The following is a 17,250-nucleotide window of genomic DNA, read 5'->3' on the forward strand; positions in this document are numbered from 1 at the left end:
GAAGTTACGGTTTGCCAGAATATATCGTCCCTCTACATCCTTGATGAAGATCACCGATGGACTGTTATCAATGAATGCTTGTAACTGTTGTTGACTCTCTTTTAAGGCAGTTTCAGCCGCTTTGCGGGTAGTAATATCTTCATAGCAGCCAAAAACACCAATTATTTCCCCGACTTCGTTACATAGAGGAACTTTACTAGTTTTTATCCAAATTTTTGTTCCGTCTTCTTTAATTAGCAACTCCTCGTAGTGAAGTTTAGCAACACTACTTGTGATCACCGCTTGGTCATCTGCTTGATAATTATGAGCGAATTCTCGCCAGACAAGCTCAAAATCATCCTTACCGATAATATCTACAGGTGAGTCTAACCCCGCATCTTGAGCAAAAGATTTGTTGCAACCCAAATACCTCAAGTTCCGGTCTTTCCAGAAAATACGCTGGGGTAGCATATCAAAAATTTGTTGTAGAAATTGCTGAGATTGGCGAAGTTCCTGTTCAACTTGTTTGCGTTTGTGAATTTCCTGTTCTAATCGCGCAACGGTTACAGTGAATTCTCTAGTTGATTCTGCTAGCTGTTGCTTGAGAATGGCTATTTCCTGTTCAAGTGCATTAGTATACATGAGTATTTCCTACTATCTATTGCTGAACAGGAATTTCAATTACAAACTCAGTACCTTCCCCAACAGAAGAGTTAAATTTTATCGAACTGTCATGTTTTTCCAGCACAATTTCATGTGCGCCCACTAAGGCTGCTGTCATAGTTATTCTCCCAAGCCTGAATCTTGGTTGTAAAAAGTTTTGCAGTAATTACTACTCAAAGCTATGATTCCCAAAGCAAATGCTTGACTAACCCATTAGTAGGGATTTCTGATTTGAGAGGCAGGAATTTGGATTGTATTTGCACAAATATTTTTTACTTAATATCTGTCTTGAAAATAAGGCAGAGGTAGCTGAGGGCAGATGGTGAGTCCACTTGCCGTCTTGGACACCACGTGCTTCATAAGCGACTGGCAACCATTAACAGCCAACCAGCAACAACCAACTACTAAGCATTCAGAAACAAAAAGCCGACAGCCTTTGAAAAGACTGTCGGCAATTAGTGTGTTCCCTATTAATGACTCGGCTAGAGTTCAGTTGTCTTTTATTCTCTCTGTTTCGCAATTGCAGGGATAGGATCTTAATCATGCACACTTGTGATTGTCATCACAAATATACTTGAGTAAATCTTGTATTTAGCAGGATTTTTCCCCTTTGAAGCTGAATATTCTGGATTTTGAGATATACTGCACTGCGTACTCCAAGAAATTCTTTAAAAATTTTTCAACATGCAAGTTGGACATTACAAGATGATTTACCTATTTATGGCGTGACTAGTATAGGAACTATGTCTAGTGCAAACAGTATTGAGGCTATTTGTAGCTATTCTGTACTTAAGATAAGCATCAGGAATATTTTTTCTTAAACAAAAATAACCACAAATGTGAAGCAATAATAAAGCTAAACTTGGTTCATATTTTGAGCATGGCAGTTAAGATTGGTTGTTGAGCCGATACCTGAAATATTGAATTATCGAATTCACAATTAAGATGCTAGTCGACAATTTCATAGCCCTAAAATCCCAATTTGATTGCAGTACTAGTCTCTAGCCTGTCCGTATTGCTAGTTTTTAGAAAGTATATTTAGTACAAGCGATCGCTGTCATAGTGTATGGGTCGATACTTGCAAAAGGATAAATGGCAAAACACCCTGTTCAGTTCAGAACCGTATCTTTATCAAAAGCTTAATTATGGGATGTTTACACAACAAACTTAGAGTTCTGGTTTGAGTGCTTGGTGAATCTAGTAAATATATATATTATGAAATGCTCTTTATTTTTAGAACTCGTGAAAATACTGAAGTATTTCTATTTGTCGAAAATCAGCAAAAATATTTACGTAGGGCTTGCTGTTGACTCACAAAACTAACCTTCAGTAGTTCCACGCTGACGACTCACACGAGCATCATCACCACAATATCAATCGGAAATTTACGCAGAATTGACCGAGATTTATCTATGGAGGCAATTCAAAATCCAAAATCGGTTGACAGGAATGGCACAGAAAATCGATACAATAATCCTTTGTCCCCTTGGTGCAAACTTCCATGACCAGCGCTGCCGAACCTCCCTTTTCTCCTCAACAAATAGCATCTGAAGGTCTTAAACTTGAAGAATACCAAGAAATAGTCCGGCGACTAGGGCGTCATCCTAACAAAGCTGAACTAGGTATGTTTGGGGTAATGTGGTCAGAGCATTGCTGTTATAAAAATTCTCGTCCTTTATTAAAACAGTTTCCGACCACAGGCGATCGCATCCTAGTAGGCCCTGGTGAAAATGCTGGTGTTGTAGACTTAGGTGATGGACTGCGACTGGCGTTTAAAATAGAATCTCACAACCATCCCAGTGCAGTCGAACCCTTCCAAGGAGCCGCTACTGGAGTTGGAGGTATTCTGCGTGATATATTTACAATGGGGGCGCGTCCCATTGCTGTATTGAATTCCCTTCGCTTCGGTTCTCTGGAAGATCCCAAGACACAAAGGCTGTTTATTGGCGTGGTAGCAGGGATCGCCCACTATGGTAATTGCGTGGGAGTACCCACCGTTGGCGGCGAAGTATACTTTGATCCTGCCTACTCTGGCAATCCCTTAGTCAACGTCATGGCCCTGGGATTGATGGAAACACCCGAAATTGTCAAATCTGGGGCATCTGGCATTGGTAATCCGGTGCTTTACGTCGGTTCCACCACCGGACGCGATGGTATGGGGGGTGCAAGTTTTGCTAGTGCCGAACTCACTGATGCATCAATGGACGATCGCCCGGCGGTACAAGTCGGTGATCCTTTCTTGGAAAAGTCTTTGATAGAAGCTTGTCTGGAAGCCTTTAAAACAGGTGCTGTAGTTGCGGCCCAGGATATGGGTGCTGCTGGGATCACCTGTTCCACCTCCGAAATGGCAGCTAAAGGTGGTGTAGGTATTGAATTTGATTTAGATAAAGTACCTGTGCGCGAACTGGGGATGGTTCCCTATGAATATCTGCTTTCCGAATCTCAAGAGAGAATGCTATTTGTCGCCCAAAAGGGACGGGAACAAGAGTTAATCGATATTTTTCATCGTTGGGGACTTCATGCCGTTGTTGCTGGTACAGTGATTGCCGAACCAATTGTCCGGATTCTGTTTCGAGGTAAAGTAGCAGCAGAAATTCCTGCTACAGCTTTGGCAGAAAATACACCTGTGTATGAGAGGGAGTTATTAGCAGATCCACCAGAATATGTACGCCAGGCTTGGGAATGGACACCAGATTCTTTGCCCCCATGTACAACTGCTGGCATAGAAATAAAGGGAAAGTTGCGTACTTGGAATGAGATTTTATTGAATTTACTGGATAATCCGACGATTGCTTCTAAAAGCTGGGTTTATCGCCAGTATGACCATCAGGTGCAGAACAATACGGTGATGTTACCTGGTGGTGGTGATGCTGCGGTAATTCGTTTGCGTCCATTAGAAGAAATCCCCAATCTAAAATCCAAAATCCAAAATCCAAAATCGGGTGTTGCTGCTACAGTAGATTGTAATCCCCGCTACGTTTATCTTGATCCTTACGAAGGGGCAAAAGCGGTAGTAGCAGAAGCCGCACGCAATCTTAGCTGTGTGGGTGCAGAACCTTTGGCGGTAACTGATAACCTCAATTTTGGTAGTCCGGAAAAACCGATTGGTTATTGGCAATTAGCAGAAGCTTGTCGTGGTTTGGCAGAAGGTTGTCGGGAATTAGCAACTCCGGTAACTGGGGGTAATGTTTCTCTGTACAACGAGACTCTTGATTCTCAAGGTAATCCTCAGCCGATTTATCCAACTCCAGTTGTCGGTATGGTGGGGTTGATCCCCGATTTAAGCAAAATTTGTGGTCAAGCTTGGCGCTTAGCAGGCGATGTAATTTATCTTTTAGGACTATCAGAATCCAAAATTACCTTGGGTGCTTCGGAATATTTAGCTAGTATTCATGGTATTGTTGCGGGCAAACCACCAAGAGTAGATTTTGATTGGGAAAGACGGGTACAAAAAGCTTGTCGTGAGGGAATTCGTCAAGGTTGGGTACGTTCAGCCCATGATTGTGCTGAGGGTGGTTTGGTAATTGCTCTGGCTGAGTGTTGTATTACGGGTAAAATGGGTGCAGAAATTAGCTTAAAGTTACCTCTAGATAATTCGCAACGTCTAGACGAAATACTGTTTGGTGAAAGTGGTGGGCGAATTTTAGTTTCCGTAGCACCAGAACAACAAGAAATTTGGGAATCTTACTTACAGGAAAATCTCGGCCAGAACTGGCAAAAACTGGGTAAAGTTGGGAATTCCGAAATCGGCTTGCGGGTTTTATCCGCTGATGGTCAAACTTTAATCAACGCTAGGATTGAGGAGATGGGCGATCGCTACTCAAAAGCGATCAAAAGGCGTCTAGCCGTTTATACCAATACCCAAGAACGTTAAGTAATATAAAGATGAATCAAATTTCATACTTTGGACACTTTACATTTCGCGCTTGATTAGCTTCCGCGAAAATAATAATTACGCTACTGTTTTAATAGATGGTTAACCATTTATTAATTTTTGTGCATTTATTCATTTCTACTTGGGAAAAGGACAAGGGAGAAAGGGAAAATTTATCCTTTGCCCTTTAACCTTTTCCCGATCCATCACCCATCTACTTTGGTTTGACGAACCACTAGTGATTTGACACCCTCATCAGGAGCCAAGCTAGCATGATTCCCACCCATCCCATCACTGCGGATGACCAGCCTCTACCAACCAATAACCAAATGACTCATCAGGATACTCGACCAGATAAGCCAGAAGAAGCTTGCGGTGTTTTCGGCATCTATGCACCAGGAGAAGACGTTGCTAAACTTACTTACTTTGGATTATATGCACTCCAACACCGGGGGCAAGAATCTGCCGGCATTGCTACTTTTGATGGTGAACAAGTACATCTACATAAAGACATGGGTCTGGTATCCCAGGTCTTCAACGAAGGGATTTTAAGCAACTTGCCTGGCCAGATGGCAGTTGGTCATACTCGCTATTCCACCACAGGTTCGAGCCGAAAAGTCAACGCCCAACCTGCCGTTGTTGATACCAGTTTAGGAACACTAGCTTTAGCACATAATGGGAATTTAGTCAACACTATTCAGTTACGCCAAGAGTTACTAGAGAATAACTGTAACTTGGTGACAACAACTGATTCCGAAATGATTGCTTTTGCGATCGCCCAAGAAATAGACGCGGGTCAAAATTGGCTAGAGGGCGGCATTAAAGCCTTTGGTCGTCTGAGTGGAGCCTTTAGTTTGGTAATTGGTACACCTGCTGGTTTGATGGGTGTTCGTGATCCCAACGGTATTCGTCCTCTGGTAATTGGTATTTTGGGAACCGATCCGGTGCGTTATGTGCTGGCTTCTGAAACTTGCGGTTTAGATATTATTGGTGCTGAGTATCTGCGGGATGTGGAACCAGGGGAATTAGTCTGGATTACAGAAGAGGGTTTGGCTTCCTACCACTGGAGTCAGCAGCAGCAACGCAAGCTGTGTATCTTTGAAATGATTTACTTTGCGCGTCCCGATAGTGTCATGCACAACGAAAGCTTGTACACTTACCGGATGCGGTTAGGACGGCAACTCGCAACAGAATCACTCGTTGACGCAGATATTGTCATTGGTGTTCCTGACTCTGGGATTCCTGCTGCCATTGGCTTTTCTCAAGCCTCCGGTATCTCCTATGCTGAAGGACTAATTAAAAATCGCTACGTTGGACGGACATTTATTCAGCCGACTCAAACCATGCGCGAGTCAGGCATCCGCATGAAACTTAACCCCCTCAAGGACGTACTTAATGGTAAACGAGTCATAATAGTCGATGACTCAATTGTACGGGGAACTACTAGCCGCAAACTAGTCAAAACCTTGCGTGAAGCCGGGGCTACAGAAGTACATATGCGAATTTCTTCACCGCCAGTCACTCACCCTTGCTTCTACGGTATCGATACCGATAGTCAAGATCAGCTAATCGCAGCGACAAAATCAGTAGCAGAAATCACCAAGCAACTAGAAGTAGATAGCCTTGCCTATCTTAGTTGGGAGGGAATGCTGTTAGCGACGGGAGAAGATCCCCAGAGTTTTTGTTCTGCCTGTTTCACAGGAGATTACCCCGTCACTGTACCGGAACAACTCAAAGCTTCTAAATTGATGTTAGAGAAAGTGGTGATCTAATAAATTACAGTAAAAAATCTTTAAAGCACCTCAATTGAGGTGCTTTTTGATTAAGTGGCTTATCCTCAGACATCGCCACGTCATTCCTAACCAACACTATCCGGATCTATCCCTAACTCACGCAATTTCTCCGCCAGCTTTTCAGCACGCTTGTTTGCTTGTTTAATCTGTTCTTCTGGCGTAGGATATCGTTTACCTTCTTCGTCATACCAATACAGCCACTCCCGCGTTACTCCGCTATAGGTTCCCCGTTCGCAACCAATTCCTAAGCCTATTTCGCTTAGCCAAACAGGATTTCCCTCTTGCAATTCATACTTCCCATTCACTAACTTATGCACTTCTAAACGTGGTTTGCGGCGACGGCGAGAAGAATAAATTACGTAGTAAAGTACACCCAAAGCTGCATATTCATCCAACTTGGTAGTATATTCCTTACGATAATTTTGGGAAACTACCTCTAGCACCAAAATCGGGACTACATTTTCATCCCAAAGCACGTAACTTGGACGTAATTCCTCATCATAAAATCGCTCTACGCCTAAACTTAAAAACCCATCTGGCACGATTGGAGGTTTATCAGGATGATAATAAATACCCATATCTATCCCAAAAAACCAGTCCATGCGTTCTGCCCAGAGTAATAATAATATAGCTTTGAGCAAGCCTGGTATCAATTCTTGCAGTTCGTTATCCACAGGGGTTTCGTCAGAATCGGGCAGTTCTTCGGCAGAGGGTAAATAACTCGGCGAATTATACTCTAACATGGCTGTTTTTTTCCCAAAGCTCATAAAAATTATAGCGATTCCCAGGTTACTACTTTGCTTATAACAGTCAAAAATCAAACTTTTTTGAAGACGCTATCTTTTGCCTGCCAACAACTCCAGGCATCATAGAAGTTGAAGTATTAAAAGAGCAACTTTAAAATGACTATTTACTTTTACAAAGCTTACGAGCCTTATGGCTGTTTTTCTAACTTTTCTCCCCACAGTATTAAAATCGATGGTATTTATTGGCGGACAGTAGAGCATTATTATCAAGCTCAAAAATTTGTAGGAACACCAGATGCGGTGATCATACCTGTCATCCATGCAGTTGAGACACCAGAAGAAGCGGCGGCATTAGGACGCTGTTGTACCCGCAAGGTACGTTTAGATTGGGAGATAGTTAAGACTAAAATCATGCGAGAAGCTGTACTCAAAAAGTTTCTTACCCATGCTGATATTAGAGAAGTTCTGCTTACTACGGGCGATCAATTACTGGTGGAAAACTCCCCAAAGGATTATTTTTGGGGCTGCGGTGCAGACCAAACAGGACAGAATCATCTTGGTAAAATTCTTATGAGTGTACGGGAGGAAATTCGTAAGTTACCGTTGCTTTCAGTAATTTCCGAATAAGGTCTTTTAATTTTTTGAAATCACTGCAAAAGGGGGAATTTTGTTATCCCCCATAATTTGACATAAGTTTGAGTATTTATGAACTGACATGATGTACTAAAAGTAGATTATAAATGCGTAGGAATGCGGAGTTAGCGCAGAGTCTAAAAATAAAATTTGGTGTGTAAATTCATACGAAGTGTTAAAAAATTAGCACAATCACCGAGAGAGATTCGGTTCAACGACTGACGGAAAACTCTCAAAATTGCGTCGTACCCAATCTATACCAACTTCGTTGTTCAGTTTAATGTGCTGTGGTGTGTTGGCATATAGTTTCCCCAAAATATCAGCGTCTTGCTCAATAACAATATCGATTAGCTTTAAAAGATTTCGTTTAATTAGATGGGCGATGGGAGAGTGTGCTTTCATGTACATGAGAACGAATACCCGCGAGTAATTTGTTGACTCTGGGATGTAGAAATGACATTCTTTCAGAGCAAGAATGGGATTGTCACCATGTAACATTCCCATAAATGGGAAAAAGTTTTCTAAATGTGCCTCAAGTACTTTGGGCATAGCTATCAAACCAGGATTCTTGAGAATGTCCCAGAAAGTAGGTTGCTTTCTTGGCTGTACAAGGTAGGCGTGGGAGTGAAATCCCTCATCAATAAATTGCTTTACCTGCACCTGTTCGATTTCAAACAACTCACGATGAGTACCATTCTGATGGTTGTAGTCGTGCATATTCAAAAGCAAGGTGAACAGATCGGTTTTGATAGTGCGATCGCCTGTGAATCCAATAAATTCATATTTTGCTGCTATCTCATTCATGATGGGCGGAATGGAAATTTTCGGCTCATAATCGCCATAAGACCAGATGAAGTCTCCTTGGATAACTAATTCCAGAGGTGTTAGCAAAGGCTGTGTTTGCTTTTCAGAACTTGGTAAGACGGTACAGCCAGTTCCATCAAACTCTAGGGCATGAAATGGACAAGCTATTTTGCTACTACCATCGGACTGTTTCACACACCATCCTTGGGAAAGCATTGCCCCCATGTGGGGACAAGCGTTTGGTAGGCAATTGATTTTACCTTTGTTATCTTGCCAAAGTACATAGTCGTTGCCAAACAGAGAAACTTTCATAGGCTTGTTTGGCTTCAGCATAGAACGATGTGCCAACAGCCAAGGTGCGCCTTGCAGTTTATGCATAATTGTCTGAAATTTAACTTACTAATTAATTAGTAAGTATATTTATAAGTATAAATTTCGTCAATTAAGCGTAATTTGACGTTAACAATTGACCCGCCCGCAAGTAAACTGCCCTCTAATAGCCGAAGTCTAATAAAAGTAGACTAATTGAATAAGCTTTCAAGCCACTTAAAGTGGGTTATGCTATTGGCCCGCACTTAAGTAGCGGGGGATACTGTGGCAAAACTAAATACTCTGTAGTTCACGATGCCTATAGCTTCGATAAATCTCCCTGTTACTATAAGGAAGTTAGTAACTAGGTTATGAAACTGTGCTTCGGTCGGTGAAAAGAGTTACCAAATCACTTCGGCAGGTGCGAGATGCAGAGTTGACGCAACAGCAAATTTTGGATGCCGCAGAATTGGAATTTGCGCGGCATGGGTTAAAAGGCGCTCGCATGGGTGCGATCGCTAAAGGTGCTAACGTGACAACTGCTACGCTTCATTACTATTTTGAGAACAAAGAAGGTTTGTATAAAGCAGTGTTGCAACGTCCAATTGATGAAGTTCAGGCAATGGTAAGCCAACTCAATCTTGATCATTTGGCGCCTGAAGACGCTTTGGTGCAAATTATTCGCTTAGCGATCGCCCATGAAGCCACGAACCCGTATCGCCAAATGCTTTGGTTTCAAGAAGCTAGCCAAAATCAAGGCTTGTATTTCAAGCAGAGTAATGTTCAAAGCTTACACGAACCTCTGATCAAGGTTCTGGAACGTGGTATGTCAACAGGATGTTTTCGTCCAATCGACCCATATTTAACCCTAACCCACATCCTCAGCGTTTGCCTTTTTTACTTCACAGTTCATGAAAACTGGAAACACCTAACTCCAGAAATAGATCGCCTCAGTCCAGAAATGATAGAAAAGCACACCGAGGCAGCGATCGCATTTATCTTGGCAGCCGTCAAGAAAATAGGGATGTAAGCAATACGATTTGGTTAAAGGGAGGAGTCAGAGTGCGTACCACCAACTACTGATAACTGATAACTGATCACTGATAACTGTTAAAGACTCTGCCAAAAGGTGAGACTTGTCCTGTATTTATGTAGTATTTTTGGTGAAAGCCCGTCTTTATACATAACATTACTCCAATGAAACAGCTCCTCTGTCAATTATTGAATTGGAAAAAACATATCCAATGGATAATGTCAAAATTAGAAGGATTGAGAATTTCTGCCTTCTGCCTTGTGCTCATAGTTTCTGCATTTTTTGCTACACCAGCTTTCGCTACAGGTGTATATGAAATGCCCAATTTCACACCTAATACTTGGGTTGTAGACCAAGCTGAAGTTATTAGTCGTGTTAATGAAGGCAAGATTAGTAGTGCCTTAGAAGATTTAGCAAAGAAAACTGGCAATGAAGTAAGATTTGTGACTGTCCGTCGTTTAGATTATGGTGAAACCCCGGAAAGCTTTACGAAAGCATTGTTTGAAAAATGGTTTCCGACAATAGAAGCACAAGCCAATCAAACTTTATTAATGATTGATACCGTTACTAACGGTGCTGCTATTATCAGTGGCGATCGCGTTAAGTCCGTACTCACAGACGAAATTGCCAAAAGTGTGGCAGATGAAACCCTAATGGCGCCTTTACGAGAAGGTGACAAATATAATCAAGCGTTTTTAGATGCTAGCGATCGCTTAGTCGCTGTACTTTCTGGTGAACCCGATCCTGGCCCACCCCAAATAGTGGAAAAAGTGCAGGTAGAAGGAACCTTTGGGAAAACAGAAGAAGCCGATAAAGGCAATGCGATCGCTTGGGTAGTGGGACTTTTAATTGCTGCCACTGTCATCCCAATGGCGACTTATTACATTTACCTAGCTGTTCAACCATCATCTTCTGATGGTCAGTAGTTGTTTGTTGGTTGTTGTTTGTTGTTTGGAATAACCACCAACAAACAACTAACAACCATTAACCAACAACTAATCTTGAACATACTCTTGCCCTGGTCAGTAGTTGTTTGTTGGTTGTTGTTTGTTGTTTGGAATAACCACCAACAAACAACTAACAACCATTAACCAACAACTAATCTTGAACATACTCTTGCCCTGTCACCAAAGCAATCTCAGCACGAACAAATTCTCGACCTAAATAAGCTGCATGATCTAGCTGAGTCACGGGACAGGGTTTTGTTTGTTCAAATATTTGCACACATAATTCTTTTGCTGTCCTTCCTGTAAATACCGTTGTGTGAGTTCGTTCTACTTTTCCTCGTGCCGGAATTACTTTTCCTGTTTCTGGATCTACTGCCAAACCATGCTCATCAATTACATTTGTGAAATGCTTGGCACAAATCAGCCCTGTTTCTCTCTCTAAGTAAATAATGAAATATCCACCGGGATCAAGATCAATATGACGCTGAGAAAGTTTATTATCTATTTGCGCTATATCTTCCAATTTCAAACCCATACGTACCGTGAAAATTAACTTGACTCAGGGATTTTTTTACCCTTTCTCAAGTTTAATTCCTATCTACCTCTAAGTAGTCTATTGCAGAAGAATTTTAGGCTTCAATTATATTTTTGAGAAAAGGGTAATTCTGCATTGATTGCTTCAATTTCTTCTTGTTCGAGTTCATTTACTTCAGCGATGTAAGAACACAAAATTTGTCGCAAACGATTGTTGTAAAAACGATGCAAACTATGGTTAGGCATTGCTGGAAAACCACGGCGTTTTTTGTGGCGTCCGCCTGCACCAGGATCAAAAATTTGGATACCGTTAGCGATCGCCCATTCAATCGGGGCATAATAACAAGCATTAAAATGTAAACAATCTATTTCTTGAAAACTACCCCAGTAGCGCCCATACATCCTATCGCCCTTAAATAAACAAAAAGACATCCCCATTGGTTGACGCTGATTGTGTTCGTTATATGCAGCGAAAAATAAAACGCGATCGCGATAATTATCATGTAACTGCTCAAAAAATCGCTTGGTTAGATATTTACTACCCCACCAGCCAAATTTATCGCAAGTATCTGCATAAAACTCGTACATTAACCCAAATAAAGACTTGGGAATTTCCTCCCCACTCAAGGGTTGTAGTCGCAAACCAGCCTTTTCTACCGCTTTACGTTCTCGCTTGATATTGCGGCGCTGGTTAGCGTTAAATACTCCTAGATAATCATCGAAAGTTTGAAAACTAAGATTCTCCCAAATATAGCTATGATGCAGCCAAGCAGTAAAACCACAGCGTTCTAAAACAGGACGCCATTGGGGATCTACATAGAGAAAATGGCAACCAGAAATCCGATGTTTTGAGCAAAAAGCATCAATTTCATGCACCATAATTGCTGTAATCTCATCTTCATCTTCCCCAGGCGCAATTAAAAATCGATAGCCTTCAGCAGGGGTAAACGGTGACATACCCAACATTTTTGGGTAATATTCCACACCTATACGTTGCGCCAAATCAGCCCATTGGTGATCAAACACAAATTCACCATAACTGTGTCCTTTCAGGTAAAGTGGAGCAGCAGCAATGAGTGTTCTGTCTCGCCACAAGGTGAGGTGATTAGGCAACCAACCAGTTTTAGCTGTAGCGCTACCTGAAGTTTCCAAATTGTTCAGCCAGTTCCACTCTAAAAATGGGGTTGTCAGTGGTAGTGCTAAAGCATCCCAAGCGGGTTGGGGAACTTCGGCAATTTTATTGATCCAAGCAACAGAGTAGCGAGGCTTTTGTTGTTCCACCATCGCGAGCTTCCGATACAAAAGTTAATAATTTATTTTACCTATTGTGGTGGGGATCGGGAGGTGGGGGGCTAGGGGTCCCCACTTTGTGGGGTTGGGGGGCAATGGGGAACTCACCGGTCCCCTGGAGGGGATTAGGGGCAGTGGGGGGCTAGGGGTCCCCACTTTGTGGGGTTGGGGGGCAATGGGGAGATGGGGAGATGGGGTGTGAGGGGTGTGAGAAGTGTGTAGACGCGTAGCAGTGAGGGGGTCGCAGTCTTGGACGCCACGTGACGCCACGTGCTACAACTCTTGGAACCCCCCTTCTCGCGCTGCCTCACCACCGCAGTGGCTGGGCTTTGGGTCACGTAGACGCGCTCATAGGCTTAAGGTAAGGGGAAGGGTATGCGAACCCCCGTAGACGGGCGAAGCCCGGCTTCTCGTACGCCGTAAGGCGTTCTCGTAGGGTAGAGTACGCGGAGGACTTCGGTGCAGGGTGGGGTGTGAGGAGTGTGGGAATAACCACTAACCACTGTAGAGACGTGCCATGGCACGTCTGGTACAACAACCAACAACCAACAACCAACAACCAACAACCAACAATCAACCATTAACTAACGAACAATTCGATAATGAAGAAAAACTTCTTGCCCTACAGTATTAACTTCTAGAAGTTGTAACTGGGGAGCTAATTTTGATGAAAATCCTTTGCCTCCTACTGGTGTAGGCGCACCAGTACCACCTAAAATTAAGGGACAAATGGTCAGCCAGAGTTCATCTATTAAATCTAATTCCAGCATAGAGGCAACTAATTCACCACCACCTAGTATTGCTAATTGTGCTACACCTAATTTTGATAGATGCTCCAGGGCTGCTGCAATGTCAATTTTTCCCTCTTCTGTTTCCAATACCAGGATCTGCTCAAATTCAGGTCGTTTATGCCAAAAAAACGCCCCTGTGGTTGTGGTGAGCAACCAACGTTTAATCGACTGCTGAAAAAAGCGAATTTCCGGATTCAGGTTGGCAGTGTGTGTAATTACTATCTGTACTGGTTGAAGGGGTTTACCCCCTTGTATTCGATTTTGCAGCAGTTGTGGATTCGTTACTGTTAGTGTTGTACCGTAAGCGCGGAGAGTATCAGCACCAAATAAGACTGCATCAGCAGCAGCGATTTTGCTTTCTAGGTGTGCTTTATCGCTATTGGAGCCAAAGCGAGCAGGCGATCGCGTAACATCAGCTATCTTGCCATCTGCACTCATGGCTAAAACTACCGTAGTATAAGGTCGATATTTTATCATTGATTTTTTTGTATATTTTTTCTCTGAATGTTTTTAACTTTAGATTCTCAAAAATAATGATACTGGCACACTCCTGTTTACAACTAATTTCGCTACTTTATTTGCATCGAATTAAAGTTGCAATTAGAACTAGTTGCTTTCAGTGTTTGTGTAAAATAAATTTTTTTGCTAACCAGCTATATGATGGTTTAAAATTTTTGGCAACAACCAATATTCATTGCTTAATATTATTAGTTAATTTAATTGCATTTGGTTGCTGTTGTGGTTTGCAAATGCCAAGTGAGAGTGCCGATGGCTAAGCAGCGTCAATCCTCCTTTAGGAGGATTTTAGTATCAAAGATTTTGCTCCTGTCTGTTCCAGTTTTATTGATAGGTGAAACAGTCGCCTACCAAAAAGCACGTTATAGCCTGCTAGAAACCGCCCGTCAAAATTTAACAGCAAGTGCCGTTCTCAAGGGAGAAAAGATTGCAGATACACTCGCTGCTTTAAAAGCAAATTTGCTCAGTGCTACTAAAACCCAGGTAATTCAATCAGGTACAATTCCTCAAATAGAAGAGTTTCTAAATCAGCTAGCACAACAGCAACCACGGCAAATTGAATGCATACAATTAGTCAATTCTAATAGCGATACGATTAGTGCTAGTACGTGCGGCAAAGAACCAATCAGTCAATTAAATTCTTCTTTTTCTGATCACGGATTAGAAGTAAAGCTATTACCACCAAATTTCAATACCACTGGGAATAAAGATGAACAAAGTAAACTAAAGTTACTATTATCAGCACCAGTTTATGATCTTGCTGGGCAATGGCGCTACAATTTAGTCTTCAAATCAACAGTGCTACGCGAAAAAATCAAAAATAAACCTGGCTTACTGACAGGATCAACAGTAGTTATTGCTGAAAATGGAATAATTCTAGCACATCCAATTGCTGGTCGAATTGGTACTAATATTGCCCAGCATATAGATGCTTCACGTCTACAAATGATTGTGAAAAATGCCATTGCTGGTGAGCAAGATACTCTACATTTATTTTTTGATAAAGAGGGAGAAGAATTACTCGCTGGTTACACTGCTATTGACAGTCCAATCATCCAAGGAAAACAGCAAAGGTGGGTGATTTTAGCGGTTACTAGTCTGGACAATGCTTTATATGATTTAGGACAAATCAAACTAATTTTGATTGTTTTGACAGTTGGCTTAATTGGTGCTAGCGTGGTGGCAGCTTTATATCTAGCTCGTTGCTTGGCTCTTCCTGTGGAAGAATTGCGCGACTATGCTCTTAATCTCCACAGTCACCACAGTACAGTACCAGTCCCGCGTAACTTAAAAATTCGAGAGTTTAATCAACTAGCCCAAGCCCTGGATCAAATGCTAGAACGTCTCAAAGCTTGGGCAGAAGAAGTAGAAATAGCTTGGAAAGAAGCAAAAACCGCTAACCAGAGTAAAAGTCAGTTTCTGGCGGCAACTTCTCATGAATTGAGAAATCCATTACACATTATTATTAATTGTATTCGCCTAGTTCGAGATGACTTGTGTGATGACCGAGAAGAAGAACTCGAGTTCCTTAAGCGCGCTGATGATACAGCAATTCACTTACTAGGTATTATTAATGAATTGCTTGATATTTCCAAAATAGAAGCTGGAAAACTCTCTGTATCTTTAGAACCAATTGACCTGCAACAATTACTAAAAGAGGTCATCAATTTGCAATCTGTGAATATTCAACAAAAAGGCTTGCAGTTAAATATTCCTCAACAGATGAACGAGTTGATCTTGGTGAATGCTGACTCAGCCAAACTGAAGCAGGTATTAATTAATATTATCGGTAATGCTACTAAATTTACTGATGAGGGTAGCATCACAATCACAACAGAAATTCAACAAATTGATGGTAAATCCCAAGTGATTGTTACTGTTCAAGATACAGGTGTGGGCATTGACCCTGCCCAGCAACAGAAGCTATTTCGCCCGTTTGTCATGGTAGATGATGGTACTACACGCAAATTTGGCGGTACAGGGCTGGGACTAGCTATTTCACGCAACTTAATTGAACTGATGGGAGGTAGGATCACCCTTGAAAGTAGAGGTATCAATCAAGGTACAACAGTGAAAATTATTTTACCTTTGATAGATACCCACCAGGAGAACACAGAAGATGGAGAATTAAACTCTCTTAGCCAAAAACCAGAACTCAGTAATGATTTGTATTCAGTACAACAAGTTTGCCATTCTGGTTAAGTGATTCTGTCAGGGCAGCGAGAATATTTACTAACTGCGTTCCTACCCAACCAGATGAAACCATGCAAGGAGTATTGTTGTGGATGCAATGAACAAAGCGATCGCATACTCGTTTTAATGGTTCATTTTTTTCGATTTGCAGCACTTGTTGGCTTTGATTGACAGGAATAAAATGATTGCTTTGCATTTCTAACTCGCCATGCAGCAGGGTTAAAGGTGATGTAGCTGACATTTCATCAAAAATTAAACTTCCGCGACTACCTACAACTACTAAACGTCGCTGCTTATCAGGATTGAGCCAACATAAATGAATATAAGCTTGAAAACCATTAGGGTAGGTTAGTGTCACCCAAACTAAGTCGGCTAATCCTAATAGGGAGATGGGGTGATGGGGTGATGGGGTGGTGGTTCTCCGCACCTTCTCTTGTAGCCACACCCTACCCGATGCTTGTACACTCACTGGTTGTTGACCTAACCAACTGTTGAATATAGCAATATCGTGAATAGCTAAGTCCCATAGGGCATCAACATCTTGGCGGACTGGCCCTAAGTGGGTACGGCAAGCATAGCCGTAGCGCAAATCCCCTAATTTTCCCTCTTGAACAATAGCTTGCCCTCGTTCCACTGCTGGATGAAATAGATAGGTATGATCAACCATGAGTTGCCGTTGCCGTTTTTGGGCTAGCTGACAGAGTTCATGACATTCCTTTAGGTTTAAAGTTAAAGGTTTCTCTGCTAAAACATGGTATCCCCAATCTAAAGCGTTAGTAATTAGAGAATAATGTGTGCTAGCAGGAGTAGCAATTACTACTGCATCTAAATCTGTTATTTGCTTAATTTTATGCCATTCGGTGGTTAATAATACAGTTTCTTCTGTCTTATTACTTAAGAAATATTGACGTTGTATCGTTGCCAAACGCTCTAAATTGGGGTCTACCACTGCTGCAACCGTAACCTGGGGATGTTCTAGAAAATTCCGCAGCAAATGCACGCCCCAACGTCCTACTCCAACAACAGCGATTTTAATTTGATTAGTCATTAGTTAAGTGTCAAGAGTCAAGAGTAAAGACGTGAACTCCTAAGAAACACGGGTGTAATACCGTTTCACTTTAAGGTTGATACATATGGGAAGATGT

The 17,250-nt window shown here is 41.9% G+C and carries 14 protein-coding genes; 6 read left to right on the forward strand and 8 right to left on the reverse strand.

Features of this window, described 5'->3' with window-relative positions; translation table 11 throughout:
* On the reverse strand, positions 1-621 hold a 621-nt coding region (locus tag UYI_RS33510; protein ID WP_035139053.1), incomplete at its 3' end, for a PAS domain-containing protein.
* A 16-nt stretch (positions 622-637) separates the two neighbouring features.
* Positions 638-760: a hypothetical protein gene (locus UYI_RS39860; protein WP_016869799.1), complete on the reverse strand. Its 123-nt coding sequence runs from the start codon at positions 758-760 to the stop codon at positions 638-640.
* A 1,383-nt stretch (positions 761-2,143) separates the two neighbouring features.
* Between UYI_RS39860 and purL the strand changes: the two genes are divergently transcribed.
* Both purL and purF read left to right on the forward strand, forming a co-directional pair.
* Positions 2,144-4,516 carry a phosphoribosylformylglycinamidine synthase subunit PurL gene (gene purL, locus UYI_RS0126995; protein WP_016869800.1) on the forward strand — a complete coding sequence of 791 codons (2,373 nt, stop codon included), beginning with the start codon at positions 2,144-2,146 and terminating at the stop codon, positions 4,514-4,516.
* Positions 4,517-4,788: 272 nt separating this feature from the next.
* A complete protein-coding gene (gene purF, locus UYI_RS0127000; protein ID WP_016869801.1) occupies positions 4,789-6,288 on the forward strand; it encodes an amidophosphoribosyltransferase in 1,500 nt (499 codons plus the stop codon).
* Positions 6,289-6,374: 86 nt separating this feature from the next.
* Here the strand turns inward: purF and UYI_RS0127005 are convergent, their stop codons facing one another.
* Positions 6,375-7,052, reverse strand: coding sequence for a Uma2 family endonuclease (locus UYI_RS0127005; RefSeq protein WP_026086200.1), 678 nt, complete (start codon positions 7,050-7,052; stop codon positions 6,375-6,377).
* Between the two features lie 159 nt (positions 7,053-7,211).
* Here UYI_RS0127005 and UYI_RS0127010 point away from each other — a divergent pair, with 159 nt between their 5' ends.
* Positions 7,212-7,682 carry an NADAR family protein gene (locus UYI_RS0127010; protein ID WP_016869803.1) on the forward strand — a complete coding sequence of 157 codons (471 nt, stop codon included), beginning with the start codon at positions 7,212-7,214 and terminating at the stop codon, positions 7,680-7,682.
* A 198-nt stretch (positions 7,683-7,880) separates the two neighbouring features.
* On the opposite strand, the gene UYI_RS0127015 is transcribed toward UYI_RS0127010, so the two are convergent.
* Positions 7,881-8,870, reverse strand: coding sequence for a Rieske 2Fe-2S domain-containing protein (locus UYI_RS0127015; RefSeq protein ID WP_016869804.1), 990 nt, complete (start codon positions 8,868-8,870; stop codon positions 7,881-7,883).
* Positions 8,871-9,180: 310 nt separating this feature from the next.
* Here UYI_RS0127015 and UYI_RS0127020 point away from each other — a divergent pair, with 310 nt between their 5' ends.
* Together UYI_RS0127020 and psb32 are read left to right on the forward strand one after the other, a co-directional pair.
* A complete protein-coding gene (locus tag UYI_RS0127020) occupies positions 9,181-9,831 on the forward strand; it encodes a TetR/AcrR family transcriptional regulator (RefSeq protein ID WP_051035589.1) in 651 nt (216 codons plus the stop codon).
* Between the two features lie 167 nt (positions 9,832-9,998).
* Entirely contained in the window at positions 9,999-10,760 is a 762-nt protein-coding gene (gene psb32 / locus UYI_RS0127025; protein ID WP_026086201.1) for a photosystem II repair protein Psb32, read from the forward strand.
* Between the two features lie 172 nt (positions 10,761-10,932).
* Here the strand turns inward: psb32 and UYI_RS0127035 are convergent, their stop codons facing one another.
* The 3 genes from UYI_RS0127035 to UYI_RS0127050 all read right to left on the reverse strand — a co-directional run bounded on the left by UYI_RS0127035 (position 10,933) and on the right by UYI_RS0127050 (position 13,873).
* Positions 10,933-11,316, reverse strand: a complete 384-nt coding sequence (locus UYI_RS0127035; RefSeq protein ID WP_016869808.1) for a DUF4346 domain-containing protein — start codon at positions 11,314-11,316, stop codon at positions 10,933-10,935.
* A 101-nt stretch (positions 11,317-11,417) separates the two neighbouring features.
* On the reverse strand, positions 11,418-12,599 hold the full coding sequence (locus tag UYI_RS0127040; protein ID WP_016869809.1) for a GNAT family N-acetyltransferase: 1,182 nt from the start codon (positions 12,597-12,599) through the stop codon (positions 11,418-11,420).
* A gap of 590 nt (positions 12,600-13,189) precedes the next feature.
* Entirely contained in the window at positions 13,190-13,873 is a 684-nt protein-coding gene (locus tag UYI_RS0127050) for a RibD family protein (protein ID WP_016869811.1), read from the reverse strand.
* 291 nt (positions 13,874-14,164) lie between these two features.
* Between UYI_RS0127050 and UYI_RS0127055 the strand changes: the two genes are divergently transcribed.
* Complete coding sequence (locus tag UYI_RS0127055; RefSeq protein WP_016869812.1) at positions 14,165-16,114, forward strand: sensor histidine kinase; 1,950 nt, start codon at positions 14,165-14,167, stop codon at positions 16,112-16,114.
* Here the strand turns inward: UYI_RS0127055 and UYI_RS0127060 are convergent.
* Complete coding sequence (locus UYI_RS0127060) at positions 16,068-17,153, reverse strand: Gfo/Idh/MocA family protein (protein ID WP_016869813.1); 1,086 nt, start codon at positions 17,151-17,153, stop codon at positions 16,068-16,070. The genes UYI_RS0127055 and UYI_RS0127060 overlap by 47 nt on opposite strands.
* Positions 17,154-17,250: the final 97 nt, after the last annotated feature.

Source organism: Fischerella muscicola PCC 7414, from assembly GCF_000317205.1.
In the GTDB taxonomy this organism is placed as follows: Bacteria; Cyanobacteriota; Cyanobacteriia; order Cyanobacteriales; family Nostocaceae; genus Fischerella; species Fischerella muscicola.